14 protein-coding genes are annotated in these 13,158 nt (G+C 67.2%); 8 read left to right on the plus strand and 6 right to left on the minus strand.

The window, feature by feature from the left end; genetic code table 11:
• Window positions 1-40: 40 nt before the first annotated feature.
• Window positions 41-652 carry a TetR/AcrR family transcriptional regulator gene (locus BTO20_RS28170; protein ID WP_087079242.1) on the plus strand — a complete coding sequence of 204 codons (612 nt, stop codon included), beginning with the start codon at window positions 41-43 and terminating at the stop codon, window positions 650-652.
• Entirely contained in the window at window positions 649-1,527 is an 879-nt protein-coding gene (locus BTO20_RS28175) for an EamA family transporter (RefSeq protein ID WP_087079243.1), read from the plus strand. The genes BTO20_RS28170 and BTO20_RS28175 overlap by 4 nt, the downstream gene beginning before the upstream one ends.
• A 79-nt stretch (window positions 1,528-1,606) precedes the next feature.
• Here the strand turns inward: BTO20_RS28175 and BTO20_RS28180 are convergent, their stop codons facing one another.
• From BTO20_RS28180 to BTO20_RS28195, 4 genes are all read right to left on the minus strand, one after another.
• A complete protein-coding gene (locus BTO20_RS28180) occupies window positions 1,607-2,641 on the minus strand; it encodes an AAA family ATPase (protein ID WP_087079244.1) in 1,035 nt (344 codons plus the stop codon).
• Window positions 2,642-2,652: 11 nt separating this feature from the next.
• On the minus strand, window positions 2,653-3,690 hold the full coding sequence (locus BTO20_RS28185; RefSeq protein WP_087079245.1) for an aliphatic amidase: 1,038 nt from the start codon (window positions 3,688-3,690) through the stop codon (window positions 2,653-2,655).
• Window positions 3,691-3,718: 28 nt separating this feature from the next.
• Window positions 3,719-4,348, minus strand: a complete 630-nt coding sequence (locus tag BTO20_RS28190; RefSeq protein ID WP_087079246.1) for an AmiS/UreI family transporter — start codon at window positions 4,346-4,348, stop codon at window positions 3,719-3,721.
• Window positions 4,349-4,432: 84 nt separating this feature from the next.
• On the minus strand, window positions 4,433-5,470 hold the full coding sequence (locus tag BTO20_RS28195) for a substrate-binding domain-containing protein (RefSeq protein WP_087079247.1): 1,038 nt from the start codon (window positions 5,468-5,470) through the stop codon (window positions 4,433-4,435).
• Between the two features lie 232 nt (window positions 5,471-5,702).
• On the opposite strand from BTO20_RS28195, the gene BTO20_RS28200 reads away from it, so the two are divergent.
• The 4 genes from BTO20_RS28200 (at window position 5,703) to mmsB (ending at window position 9,845) form a co-directional block, all read left to right on the plus strand.
• The gene (locus BTO20_RS28200) at window positions 5,703-6,101 is read left to right on the plus strand and encodes a MarR family winged helix-turn-helix transcriptional regulator (protein ID WP_087079248.1); all 399 of its coding nucleotides are present in this window, start codon (window positions 5,703-5,705) and stop codon (window positions 6,099-6,101) included.
• 149 nt (window positions 6,102-6,250) lie between these two features.
• On the plus strand, window positions 6,251-7,771 hold the full coding sequence (locus BTO20_RS28205; protein ID WP_087079249.1) for a CoA-acylating methylmalonate-semialdehyde dehydrogenase: 1,521 nt from the start codon (window positions 6,251-6,253) through the stop codon (window positions 7,769-7,771).
• Window positions 7,772-7,778: 7 nt separating this feature from the next.
• Entirely contained in the window at window positions 7,779-8,963 is a 1,185-nt protein-coding gene (locus tag BTO20_RS28210) for an acyl-CoA dehydrogenase family protein (RefSeq protein WP_087079250.1), read from the plus strand.
• A gap of 9 nt (window positions 8,964-8,972) precedes the next feature.
• The gene (gene mmsB / locus BTO20_RS28215; RefSeq protein WP_087079251.1) at window positions 8,973-9,845 is read left to right on the plus strand and encodes a 3-hydroxyisobutyrate dehydrogenase; all 873 of its coding nucleotides are present in this window, start codon (window positions 8,973-8,975) and stop codon (window positions 9,843-9,845) included.
• Between the two features lie 4 nt (window positions 9,846-9,849).
• Here mmsB and BTO20_RS28220 read toward each other — a convergent pair whose 3' ends face one another.
• Entirely contained in the window at window positions 9,850-10,653 is an 804-nt protein-coding gene (locus BTO20_RS28220; protein WP_198344089.1) for an HAD family hydrolase, read from the minus strand.
• Window positions 10,654-10,772: 119 nt separating this feature from the next.
• On the opposite strand from BTO20_RS28220, the gene BTO20_RS28225 reads away from it, so the two are divergent.
• A complete protein-coding gene (locus tag BTO20_RS28225) occupies window positions 10,773-11,432 on the plus strand; it encodes a response regulator (RefSeq protein WP_062827970.1) in 660 nt (219 codons plus the stop codon).
• A gap of 17 nt (window positions 11,433-11,449) precedes the next feature.
• Window positions 11,450-12,631, plus strand: coding sequence for a GAF domain-containing sensor histidine kinase (locus tag BTO20_RS28230; protein WP_087082802.1), 1,182 nt, complete (start codon window positions 11,450-11,452; stop codon window positions 12,629-12,631).
• A 15-nt stretch (window positions 12,632-12,646) separates the two neighbouring features.
• Here BTO20_RS28230 and BTO20_RS28235 read toward each other — a convergent pair whose 3' ends face one another.
• Window positions 12,647-13,150, minus strand: a complete 504-nt coding sequence (locus BTO20_RS28235; protein ID WP_087079253.1) for a MarR family winged helix-turn-helix transcriptional regulator — start codon at window positions 13,148-13,150, stop codon at window positions 12,647-12,649.
• Between the last annotated feature and the right edge of the window lie 8 nt (window positions 13,151-13,158).

Here is a 13,158-nt window from a genome sequence, read left to right on the forward strand (position 1 = left end):
TTGCGCAAGAGAAACCGCGAAATCAGGTAAGGATGAACCTGTGGCACGGCCGAATCGACAAGCAGAACGACGCGAGGAGATCCTCGACGCCGCCATCGCGCTGATCGAACGCCACGACCTGGCCACCCTGCGGATCGCCGACGTCGCCGCTGAGCTCGGGCTGACCGCCAACGCGGTGCGCTACTACTTCAAGGAGATGGACCAGCTGCTCTCCGAACTGGCCCAACGCTCCGATTCCCGGTTCTACGACGACCGGCTGGCCGTCGTCGACAACACCGACGACGTGCGTGAGCAACTCGCGCTGACCATCGCCGCCGGCCTGCCGACCGGCCCGGAGGACGCGGAGTGGCGGGCGATCTGGCGGGCCGTGCTGGCTGCAGGCTTCGAACTCGACCAGCGCCGCGACGTTCAGCACATCTATCACCGACAGGTAGACCTCTACACCCGCGTCCTCGAGGCCGGCGCCGGTTCGGGAGTGTTCCGGCTGGGTTCCCCCGCGCGCGATGCCGCCATGACCCTGATGGCGATGGAGGACTATCTCGGCTACCGCATCGTGGCGCGTGACCCGGAGATCACGCGTTCGACGGCGCTGCGGCTCATGCGCGGATACGCCGAGCTGGCCACCGGGGCCCAGCTTCCGGTCACGGTGTGAGCACCAACTCGCGAGCACCGCTGGGCGCTGCGTCGTTGGTGGTGATCGCCGCGGTCAGCCAGGAGGTCGGCGCCGCGTTCGCCGTCGGCCTGTTCGCCGCGCTGGGCGTCGTCGGCGCGTTGTTCGCCCGGTTCGCGGTGGCAGGCGTCATCTTGTGCACGGTGGTGCGCCCGTCGATCCGCGGCTTGACGCGACGCGCCTGGAGTTCGGCGGCCGCGTTGGCGACGACGCTGGCCGTGATGAACTTCTGCTTCTACCTGGCGATCGACCGGATCCCGCTCGGTGTCGCGGTGACCGTCGAAGCGCTTGGGCCACTGATCCTTTCGGTCGTGACGAGCACGCGGCGCATCGCGTGGTTGTGGGCCGTCCTGGCCTTTGCCGGCGTCGCACTGCTGGGTCTTCCGCACGGCGGCGGTGGCCATTACAACCCGATGGGATTCGTCTTCGCCGCGGCCGCAGGCGTCGCCTGGGCGGGCTACATCCTGGCTTCGGCACGCACTGCGGCCGAGTTCCGCCGCGTCGACGGGCTGGCCCTCGCCACAGCCATGGGCGCAATCGCCGTCGCGCCCTTTGCGATCGTCGCCGTGAATCTGTCCGACGCACTGCACTGGCATGTGCTCGGCGTGGGCCTTGCCGTCGGCGTGATGTCGTCGGTGATCCCGTACTCGTTGGAGCTGATATCCCTGCGCCGGTTGTCCCCCGCCGCGTTCGCCGTGCTCACCTGTCTGTCACCGGTCACCGCCGCGCTGGCCGGGCTCGTGGTGCTGGGCCAGCAGATCGGCGTGCTCGGGTATGTGGGGGTCGTGCTGGTGACCGTCGCGAGCGTCGGCGCGGTCCGCACAGCGCACGCCGGACCTGCCGAACCGCTCGGCTAGGTCACCTTTTCCACCGCGAGCAGACACGTAAGTCCGCGACACGCCGGTTTTCGGGTACCGCGGTGACTGCTCGTGGGGATCAGGTGACGGTCAGCTCGCCGTCGCGCACCTGCGCCTTGAGTGTGACGGGTTTTTGCGACGCCGTGAGAACCGCCCACGCGACCGGCTCGGTGAGCTCGGTGCGGATGGTCCGGCGCAGACCGCGGGCACCGTAGACCGGGTCGAATCCCCTGCGCTGCACGAAGTCCACCACGCTGTCGTCGACCTCGAGGTCGACGTCGCGGGCTTTGAGCCGCCGCACCAGGTCGCCGATCTCCTTGCGCGTCACGCGTTCGGCTGTGGTGTCGTCGAACGCGTCGAACACCACGGTTTCGTCGATGCGGTTGAAGAACTCGGGGTCGAAGAACTCCTCGACCGCCTCGCGCACGACGCTCTGGTGCGACGCCGCGCCGCGCTGCGGCCACCACCACCGCCGCTTGCGCCGCGCCCGTTGCCGCACAGCGACTTCCAACGAACCCAGGTTGGAGGTCAGGAAGATGTAGCTGTTGCGGAACGAGATCTTCTGCTGCCCGTTGGCCAACCGCAGCTCACCGGTGTCCAGTACGTGTAGCAGGGCCCGCAGCACACTGGCGTCGGCCTTCTCGACCTCGTCGAACAGCACGATGCCGGGCATATACGGCCCGCCCTCGATCTTGGCCTTGTCGAAGAGCGTGAAGGATTCCTTGCTGCCCGCGTAGCCGGGCGGCGCACCCGACAGCGACGCGGCGTAATGCTCCTGTGCCAGTGCGCTCATGTCGATGCGGCACAGATCGTCGGGTCCCGTCCGCAAGGCCGCGGCGACCTGGCGGACGAGTTCGGTCTTGCCGACCCCGGTCGGACCCACCAGCAGCACGCTGGACAGGGGACGACCGGGATCGGCCACGCCGACATGAGCGATGGACACCGCGCGCACCACCGCGTCGACGGCGTGCGCCTGGCCCAGGATCGCGGTGTTGAGCCGTCGCGAAAGCGCTTTGGGGTCAAAGCCATCCACGGTTTCGACACTGGCAGGCTCATCGGCCACCCGGGCAGAATTGCGGTTCTGCTCGTGATACATATCGGTGAGGAACGGCAATGCGTCGTCTCTCAGGCTTCGGCGGTCTGCTCGACGGGAAGCGATCCGACCCGGCAGTCCGCCACGCCGACCGTGGTCCGGGTGATCGACTCCACCCGCTCCTGCGCTTTCTGCGCGTCGGTCACCCACAGCTTGTAGAACTCGAACGGGCAGTCGGCGACGCCCTTGTCGCCATCGCCTGCGGCATGCACCCCGGAGTAGCCGCGGTGCAGCAGTTTGAACAGATGGTTCTGCGACTGGTCGTTCTCCCGGGCGTCGCGAATCGCCGACAGCGACAGCTGCGCGTATTGGATGCCGTACTCCTCCTCTCCGGTCTCGCCGAGGGTGCGCCCGTCGAAACCGATGATGGCCGAATGGCCGAAGTAGGAGTAGACGCCGTCGAAGCCGGCCGCATTGGCAACGGCCACATAGCAATTGTTGGCCCACGCCATGGCCTTTGCCATCATCACCTGTTGGTCCTTGGCGGGGTACATGTAGCCCTGGCACCGCACGATCAGCTCGGCGCCCTTCATCGCACAGTCCCGCCAGATCTCCGGGTAGTTGCCGTCATCGCAGATGATCAGCGAGATCTTGAGGCCCTTCGGCCCGTCGGTGACATACGTGGTATCGCCGGGATACCAGCCTTCGATCGGGCACCACGGCAGGATCTTGCGGTACTTCTGCACGATGTCACCCTTGTCGTCGATCAGCACGAGGGTGTTGTAGGGCGGCTTGTTCGGATGGTCCTCGTGGCGCTCACCCGTGATCGAGAAGACGCCCCACGTGCCCGCCTCCCGGCAGGCCGCCGAGAAGATCGCGGTCTCCTCGCCGGGGATGGTCGCGGCGGTATCGTACATCTCCCGCTCGTCGTACATGATCCCCTGAGTCGAATACTCCGGGAACACAACAAGATCCATGCCCGGCAGCCCCGACTTCATACCGATGAGCATGTCGGCGATCCTGCGGCAGTTGTCGAGGACGTCGGCCCGGGTGTGCAGCCGCGGCATCTTGTAGTTGACGACCGCGACGCCGACGGTGTCGTTGCTCGACGAGATGTCTCCGTGCCTCATGGTTTTCTCCTTGTCATTGGTTGTTCGATCAGCTGTAGACGGGTTCTGTTGCGGCGGTGTGTGATCGGTGTGAACGGCGGGTACTGAGCGCCTTGGCCGCGATGAACAGGACGACGAATCCCAATGCCCAGATCGCCGCGATGCCCGGCGAGGTCCGGTACGTGCCGCTGAGCATCAGGAAGGCGGGCAGCGTGCAGGTCGGCTGGCTCAACAACACAACCGACCATCCGGTGAATCGCGTCAGTTGATCGCGATGCAGGCCGAGCACCAAGAAGAACAGCAGCCACAGCACCGACCAACTCAGCCAGATCACGCCGAACACCGGGTCGCGCACCACGGTGAACGACAGCACCGCGTAGACCACGGCGCCACCCGCGACGAACAGCGAGAACCAGCCGATGCCTTCGGGTTCCAGGCCGGCGAGGTTGACGATCCCGACGTAGAGGTAGGTGAACCCGAAGAGGTAGAGGCCCGACGCGGCCAGGATGGCCGCGTCGTCGCCGTGAGCCAACACGAGCATGATGGTCGGCAGCACGCATTGCATGGCTCCGACGAACAGGTTCAACACGGCGGCCGAGCGTGCCGGGACGATGTCCAACAACATCAGCCCGTTGACGAAAAGCACTGCCCCGACGTAAAGGAGACCGACGCTGCCCACCGGACACCTCCGATTACTTCCAAATGAAATAGATCTATTTGAAAGTAAGTGACGGGCGCCACAGTGTCAACAGACGCGGGGCGGTCAGCCGATCAGACTGCCCGGAAGCGTCGTGACGATCTCGAAGTCGACACCGGCCGCCACGGCGAGGTGCACCGGCTGGCTGGTGCGGTGTTCCAGGAATTCCACCGTGCCGCGCGGACTCTCATACGCGACGCCGTCCGCTACGGCGTCGATCGCGAGCGGATCCCCGGCCCGACGGATCATCTCGGCCAGGAAATAGGCTCCCTCGTAACATGATTCGGCCGCACTCCCCAGCGCGGGCGCACTCGGCCCGTTGACCTCGAGGTAGCGGTCCAGCAGTTCCATCGAATTGCGGCCGACCATCGAGCGGAAGTACGAGGCGGCTACGAACAGCCCGTGAGTGGCGTCGTGACCGCTGGCGATGAGCATGTTCTCGTCCATGAGCGGACTGAAGCGAAGCTTTTCGTCCTGCAGCCCGCGGCGCGCGAAGGTCCGGTTGAACTCGACGGCGTCCTGCCCGACCAGCAGCATGAGCACGGCCTCACACCGCGACTGCGCGACCTTGTCGACGAGGCGGTCGATGTCGCCGTGCCCGAGCGCCACGAACGATCCCCCGACCAGATCCAGTGACAGTTCCCGGACATACCTGCGCACCTCGGCCAGCGAACTGCGCGGCCACACATAGTCGTCCCCGACGACGAACCACTTGCGGATTCCGAGGTTGTCGCGCATCCATCGCAGCGCGGGGGCGATCTGCTGGTCGGGAGTCTCACCGCAGCAAAAGATTCCGCGTCGACGCTCACCGCCCTCGTAGAGCGCGGGATACGAGTAGGGCACCCGGTCGACGACGACGGGCGCGAGCGCATTGCGCACCGACGAGATGTGCCAGCCGCTGACCGCGTCGATGCTGCCCTCGTCGATCAGCCGTTTGACGTCCGCGGCAACAACGGCCGGATGCGCCCCACCGTCGACCACTTCGATGCACACCTGGCGGCCGAGCACACCGCCCGCGGCGTTCAGATCGTGCGCCACCAGCTCGCCGACGGCTTCGCAGGACGGGCCGAACAGACCCGCAGGCCCTTGGAGCGGCACCACCATTCCCAAACGCCATTCGGCGTCGCGGCCACGCGTGCGCACGCCTGCGCTCACCCGCGCGTTCCCTTCGGCGGTGCCGGGTGCGCACGCGAGGAGCAGATAGCCGGGTGCGCACGCGAGGAGCAGATAGACCGGCAGGCGAGGCGATCAGCTAGAATCATTCCACTTGGAAGTATCCTCGCGTCGGCGGCGCGAGGCAATCGTCAGTTGGGAGGGTCGGTCGACCGTGACAGACATGCTCCCACCTGGCGGCCCGGTCACACCGTCCGGCAGCGACGTCGTGCGGGTAGCCCGCATGATCAGCGCGGTCATCGAGCGTGAACTCGCCGGCGAGGACTTGACCCTCGACGACTGGCTGGTGCTCGAAGCACTGGGCGCCTCACCTGGGCTCACGATGGCCGAGCTGCGCGCGCAGACCCTGACGGCCGCCCCGACCCTGACCCGCGTGGTGGACCGGCTCGTCGCCCGTGCCGCGGTGTTCCGGGAGGTCGACGCCGACGACCGTCGCAAGGTCCGCGTCAACCTCAGCAAGCGCGGCACGGCCCTGCACTCCCGGCTGCTGGCGGCCGTCCGCCCGGCCGAACAGGCTTGGTTCGACGAGCACGGCGTCAGCCCGTGGATGGTCTCCGGCTGACGACGCTCTCCAGCGCGTGCAGCCACTGAAGCACCAGAACCCTTGCGGTACCGACCCTTGCCAAACCACATGACCAATTACTAGGATATGCAAGTATCTCGGGTGTGGCCCGAGTAGCCACCATTGCGCACAATCCTTGGACGGACGTCATGACTACACAGATTCCCCACTTCATCAACGGTGAGCGGTCCGCGGCGGGGTCGACCCGTAGCGCCGATGTGCTCAATCCCAGCACCGGCGAGGTCCAGGCCCAGGTCCTGATGGCTTCCGCGGCCGATGTGGACGCCGCCGTCGCCGTGGCGGTCGAGGCCCAGAAGACGTGGGCCGCCTACAACCCGCAGCGCCGGGCTCGCGTCCTGATGCGCTTCATCGACCTGGTCAACCAGAACGCCGACGAACTGGCCGAGCTACTGTCCCTCGAGCACGGCAAGACTGTCGCCGACTCGCTGGGCGACATCCAGCGCGGCATCGAAGTGATCGAGTTCTCGGTGGGTATCCCGCACCTGCTCAAGGGCGAGTTCACCGAGGGGGCGGGCACCGGCATCGACGTGTACTCGATTCGGCAGCCGCTCGGGGTGGTCGCCGGGATCACGCCCTTCAACTTCCCCGCGATGATCCCGCTGTGGAAGGCCGGCCCCGCGCTGGCATGCGGAAACGCGTTCATCCTCAAGCCTTCTGAGCGTGATCCCTCGGTTCCGCTGCGCCTGGCCGAGTTGTTCATCGAAGCCGGTCTGCCCGCGGGCGTGTTCCAGGTGATCCAGGGCGACAAGGAAGCCGTCGACGCGATCCTGACGCACCCGGACATCCAGGCCGTCGGCTTCGTCGGCAGCTCCGACATCGCGCAGTACATCTACTCCACCGCGACCGCACACGCCAAGCGCGCGCAGTGCTTCGGCGGCGCCAAGAACCACATGATCGTCATGCCCGATGCCGACCTCGACCAGGCCGTCGACGCCTTGATCGGTGCGGGCTACGGAAGTGCCGGCGAACGCTGCATGGCCATCAGTGTCGCCGTCCCGGTCGGTGAGGAGACCGCGAATCGGCTGCGCGCGCGCCTGGTCGAGCGGGTCAACCAACTGCGGGTGGGCCACAGCCTCGACCCCAAGGCGGACTACGGACCACTGGTGACCGAGGCCGCACTCGCCCGGGTCAAGGACTACATCGGCCAGGGTGTGGACGCGGGCGCAGAGCTGGTGGTCGACGGCCGCGAACGGGCCAGCGACGAGCTGACTTTCGGCGACGTGAGCCTTGCGGGCGGCTACTTCATCGGCCCCACCCTGTTCGACCACGTCACTGCCGACATGTCGATCTACACCGACGAGATCTTTGGTCCGGTGCTGTGCATCGTGCGGGCCCACGACTACGAAGAGGCCTTGCGGCTGCCGACCGAGCATGAGTACGGCAACGGCGTGGCGATCTTCACCCGGGACGGCGACGCCGCCCGTGACTTCGTGTCCCGGGTCCAGGTCGGCATGGTCGGCGTCAACGTGCCGATCCCAGTTCCGGTGGCGTATCACACCTTCGGCGGCTGGAAGCGGTCCGGTTTCGGCGATCTCAACCAGCACGGTCCCGCGTCGATCCAGTTCTACACCAAGGTCAAGACCGTGACCGAGCGGTGGCCATCGGGCATCAAGGACGGCGCCGAGTTCGTCATCCCCACCATGAAGTAGACCCACCGTGGATCTTTACGAATTGGATGACGACGAACGTGTGATCGCCGAGACGGCGGCCGCGTTCGCCGAAAAGCGCATCGCGCCATATGCGTTGGAGTGGGACGAAACGCACCACTTCCCCGTCGACGTACTGCGCGAGGCGGCCGAACTCGGCATGGCGGCGATCTACTGCCAGGAGGACGCGGGCGGCAGCGGGCTGCGACGACTGGATGCCGTGCGCATCTTCGAGCAGCTCGCGGCCGCCGACCCGGCCATCGCGGCGTTCCTGTCCATCCACAACATGTGTGCGTGGATGGTGGACAGCTTCGGCACCGAGGAACAGCGCAAGACCTGGGTGCCGCGGCTGGCGTCGATGGATGCCATCGCCAGCTACTGCCTGACCGAACCGGGTGCCGGATCGGATGCCGCGGCCCTGCGCACCAGGGCGGTCCGTGACGGCGACGACTGGGTGCTCGACGGTGACAAGCAGTTCATCTCAGGTGCGGGCAGCTCGGACATCTACGTGGTGATGGCCCGTACCGGCGCGGAGGGGCCGCGGGGCATCTCTGCGTTCCTTGTCGAAAAGGACACGCCCGGGCTGACTTTCGGCGCGCAGGAGCAGAAGATGGGCTGGAACGCGCAGCCCACGGCGCAGGTGATCTTCGACGGCGTTCGGATACCCGCCGATGCGCTGCTCGGCGGCACCGAGGGCACCGGGTTCGGCATCGCGATGAACGGGCTCAACGGGGGGCGCATCAACATCGCCGCCTGTTCGCTCGGCGGGGCACAGGCCGCGCACGACAAGGCGGTCGCCTACCTGGCCGACCGGCAGGCGTTCGGCGGAGCCCTGCTCGACGAGCCCACCATCCGGTTCACGCTGGCCGACATGGCCACCGGACTGGAGACGTCGCGAAACATGTTGTGGCGGGCGGCCTCCGCGTTGGACGGCAACCACCCCGACAAGGTGACGCTGTGCGCGATGGCCAAGCGCTACGTCACCGACACCTGCTTCGAGGTGGCCGATCAGGCCCTGCAGCTGCATGGTGGCTACGGCTACCTGCGGGAGTACGGGTTGGAGAAAATCGTCCGCGATCTACGGGTGCACCGCATCCTTGAGGGAACCAACGAAATCATGCGCGTGGTGATCGGGCGCGCGACCGCGGGCAGAGCCCGCAATTCAGCAGAAGCGGGCAGAGCCCGCGTGGGATAGGAGTTGCACGTGAGCACAATCGCTTTCCTGGGTCTCGGACACATGGGCGGCCCGATGGCTGCCAATCTGGTGGCCGCCGGACACACCGTGCGCGGGTTCGACCCTGTCCCGGCGGCGCAGGAGGCCGCAAAGGCCAACGGCGTCACCATCTTCGGCAGTGGGCCCGAGGCAGTGGCGGGTTCCGACGTGGTGATCACCATGTTGGCCAACGGCACACAGGTGAAGAGCTGCTACGCCGCGGTGCTGCCCGCCGCGACGTCAGGCGCACTGTTCATCGACAGCTCGACCATCTCCGTCGACGATGCCCGTGAGGTACACGAGCTGGCCGGCGAGCACGGTTTCGGCCAGCTCGACGCCCCGGTGTCCGGTGGCGTCAAGGGTGCGGTGGCAGGCACGTTGGCGTTCATGGTCGGGGGTCCCGACGACGCCGTCGCCGCGGCCCGACCGGTGCTGGAACCCATGGCCGGCAAGATCATTCACTGCGGTGCCGCAGGTGCGGGTCAGGCCGCCAAGGTGTGCAACAACATGGTGCTCGCGGTGCAGCAGATCGCCGTCGGTGAGGCGTTCGTCCTAGCCGAGAAGCTGGGGTTGGACAAGCAGTCGTTGTTCGACGTGATTACCGGTGCCACCGGCAACTGCTGGGCCGTGCACACCAATTGCCCGGTGCCCGGGCCTGTTCCGACGTCCCCGGCCAACAACGATTTCAAGCCGGGGTTCGCCACGGCGTTGATGAACAAGGATCTCGGCCTGGCAATGGCGGCGGTGGAGTCGACGGGTTCGTCGGCGCCGCTGGGCACCCATGCCGCGGAGATCTACGCGAAGTTCGCCGTCGACCATGCCGACTTGGACTTCAGCGCGGTGATCGAGACGCTGCGCGGTTGAGCGCCTAGGCGGCCGTCGGGCTGTGTTGCGCCCACCACGAGGCGTGCAGGCGTCGGCAGGTCGCCAATCGCAGCGCGTCGTCCATGCCGGTGTAGTCGGGGCGTACCGCGACTGCGGGCAGAGCGGTGCCCAGGTCGGCACCGACGAGCACGCTGGCCAACCCCGCGGCGTTCGCAGCCCGCAGTCCGGTGCTCGACCCGGCGACGCCCAACGCGTCGTGCGCGGACACCCCGAGCTCGGCCAGAGCGTGCTGATGGGCGGCGCCGTGCATCGACGAGGTGACGTCGTCACCGGTGACGACGGTTTCCACCAGGCCCTCGCCCACCAGCTGACGCACCAGCGGCTCGACCCACCGGCGCCGGCCGCTGGACACCACACCCACGGGTACCTCGGCGGCAAAGGCGTCCATGACGAGGTCGAGCAGACCGGCCCGCGGAGCCAGGCCGGCGTCGAGGATCATCTCGTCGAACATCATGTCCTTGGTGGCGCAGATCTCGTCGGCGAGCACCTCGGTGAGCACGTCGCATTCCGGCCCCACGCAGCGTTTGCGCAGTTCCGCAGCAACCCGCTGACGCTCGTCGTGCAGCGCCAACAGCTGCCGATAGCGGGCCACGCTCCATTCCAGGGATAGGCCGTGCGCGGCGAATGCCGCGTTGAACACGACCCGATGACCGTCGACATCCAGGTCTGACAGCGCGTCGAGATCGAAGATCACCGCACGCAGCGGGAACGCTCCTGCATCAGTCGGCTCAGGACAGTCCCACCAGAACCGCCCGGCACGCCATGTTTTCTCCTGAGGTGAGGACACCACATGAGAGTGGCCCACATCACAGCAGCCGCGCCTCCCCCCTAGGGGTGATTGGGCATGCGAACTTCGCCCGCTGGATGTGTCTGCTCCTCGCGTCCGCGGCCACATAGGGTGATGCCATGGCGCCCTCCCCAGTGCGCCTTGTGCTGGTCGATGACCACGAAATGGTCATCGAGGGTCTCAAGGCCATGCTCGCCGCGTTCGAAGACCGGGTTCTGGTGGTCGGCCACGCAGTCGGCGCTGAGCGAGCGCTCAGCGTTGTCGCCGAGCTGGACCCCGACATCGTGTTGTGCGACGTCCGGATGCAGGGCTCCAGCGGCCTGGATCTGTGCCGCGACCTGCGGGAACGCGACCCGGACCGCAAAGTGGTGATGCTGAGCGTGTACGACGACGAGCAGTACCTGTTCCAGGCGTTGCGGGTCGGCGCATCGGGTTACCTGCTCAAGAGCATCAGCAGCGACGAGTTGGTCCGCCAGATCGAATTCGCCCACGGTGGCGCCACCGCGATCGATCCCGGCATGGCCGCCCGCGCCGCCGACACGGCCGCGCGACTGCAACGCGACGAGTTCTGGCCGGGTGTGCGGCAGGGCCTTACCCAGCGGGAGAGCGAGATCCTCTCGTTCGTGGTGGCGGGACTGTCCAACCGCGGCATCGCCACCAAGTTGGTGATCGGCGAAGAGACCGTCAAGACCCACCTGCGATCCATCTACCGCAAGCTGGGCGTCAGTGACCGCGCCGGCGCCGTCGCCACCGCCCTACGCGAAGGCATCTACCAATGACCAGTGAATTCGGCCCCATGGTGCTCACCGCCGACCGCGAGCTCGCGCTGCTGCGAGAGCTCATCCAGGCCACCTCCAGCGGCCCCGGCGTGGAGCACCTCGCGGCCGCGGCGGCCCGGATGATCACTGCGGCCACCGCGACCGACGTGTGTTTCGTGCACGTGCTCGACGACTCCGACCGGGCCCTGACGCTGGCCGGCGCGACCCCGCCGTTCGACGCCGAGGTCGGCAAGATCCGGCTGCCACTCGGCCAGGGCATCTCGGGTTGGGTGGCCAGCCACCGCGAGCCCGTGGTGATCAGCCACGACAAAGAGGCCGACCCGCGCTACCTGCCGTTCGAAACGCTGCGCGGACGCGATTTCACGTCGATGGTGTCGGTGCCGATGGAGACCGATCCGGGTGGTCTGGTGGGCGTCCTCAACGTGCACACCGTCAACCGCCGGGAGTTCGGGGAACGTGACGTCGAGCTGCTGGTGGTGATCGGCCGACTCATCGCCGGGGCACTGCACCAGGCCCGGCTGCACCGGCAGCTGGTGGCCCGCGAACGCGCCCACGAGAATTTCGTCGAGCAGGTCATCGAAGCGCAGGAGATCGAGCGGCGCCGGCTGGCGGGCGACATCCACGACGGCATCTCGCAGCGGCTGGTGACGCTGTCCTACCGGCTCGATGCCGCGGCCCGCGCCGTCGACGACGCTCGCGCGCTGGCCGAACAACTCGACAAGGCACGGGAACTGGTCGACTTGACCCTGCAGGAGGCCCGCGCCGCGATCAGCGGGTTGCGGCCACCGGTACTCGACGACCTCGGCCTGGCCGGCGGCTTGGCGAGCCTGGCGCGTTCCATCCCCGGAATCGATCTCGAGGTGGAGCTCGCCGAGACCCGGGTGCCCGACCACATCGAGCTGGCCCTCTACCGGATCGCCCAGGAATGCCTGCAGAACGTCGTCAAGCACGCCGACGCGAGCCGGGCCCGGCTCACGTTCACCTTGGAGGACAACGTGGCCAGGCTCGAAATCGTCGACGACGGAAAGGGTTTCGACACGTTCGAACATCCGCTGGGCAGCGACGAGATGGGCGGCTACGGGTTGCTGTCGATGGCCGAGCGCGCCGAGATCGTCGGTGGCCGGCTCAACATCCGGTCCAGGCCGGGTGCAGGGACCGCTGTCACCGCGAGTATTCCGCTCCCCGCCGTGCTCGACTAGGCCCGCACGCGAGGGTCAGAAGTCGCCGGAGTTGCGCCGCAGCGTCTCGATCGACGCCACCAACGCGCGGGACTGTTCCGCGGACATCCCGACATCCCCGAACACCTGATCGTTGAGGGTCACGGTGGCTTCTTCGACCGTGGAACGCCCCAACTCGGTGATCTGCACCAGGGTGGTGCGGCCGTCGGTCGGATGCGGTATGCGCTCCACCAGCCCGTTGGCCTCGAGCCGGCGGATGGCGTGCGTGACGCTCGTGACGTGCACCTGCAGCCGGTCCGACGCCTTGGTGATGGGCAGCGCACCGGCCCTGCTGAAGGCCAGCAGCCGCAACAATTCGAAGCGCGAGAAGCTCAGGTCGTAGGGCCGCAGCGCGGTCTCGACCCGGGCCAGCAGGATCTGGTGTGCACGCATCACCGACGTCACCGCGACCATCCCGTCGGCAACGTCACCCCAGCCCGCTGCCTCCCAGTTGGCGCGGGCCAATGCGATGGGATCACGCTTGTCGGGTGGTGAGGGCACGCTTCTTC

The sequence above is a fragment of the Mycobacterium dioxanotrophicus genome, from assembly GCF_002157835.1.
GTDB lineage: Bacteria > Actinomycetota > Actinomycetes > Mycobacteriales > Mycobacteriaceae > Mycobacterium > Mycobacterium dioxanotrophicus.

What these genes read in the sequence shown, in the direction of transcription:
- BTO20_RS28185 (WP_087079245.1), bottom strand. Translation starts at nt 3,690, where the DNA reads ATGAGGCACGGAGACATCTCGTCGAGCAACGACACCGTCGGCGTCGCG.
- BTO20_RS28195 (WP_087079247.1), bottom strand. Translation starts at nt 5,470, where the DNA reads ATGGTGGTGCCGCTCCAAGGGCCTGCGGGTCTGTTCGGCCCGTCCTGC.
- BTO20_RS28200 (WP_087079248.1), top strand. Translation starts at nt 5,703, where the DNA reads ATGCTCCCACCTGGCGGCCCGGTCACACCGTCCGGCAGCGACGTCGTG.
- BTO20_RS28205 (WP_087079249.1), top strand. Translation starts at nt 6,251, where the DNA reads ATGACTACACAGATTCCCCACTTCATCAACGGTGAGCGGTCCGCGGCG.
- BTO20_RS28225 (WP_062827970.1), top strand. Translation starts at nt 10,773, where the DNA reads ATGGCGCCCTCCCCAGTGCGCCTTGTGCTGGTCGATGACCACGAAATG.
- BTO20_RS28230 (WP_087082802.1), top strand. Translation starts at nt 11,450, where the DNA reads ATGGTGCTCACCGCCGACCGCGAGCTCGCGCTGCTGCGAGAGCTCATC.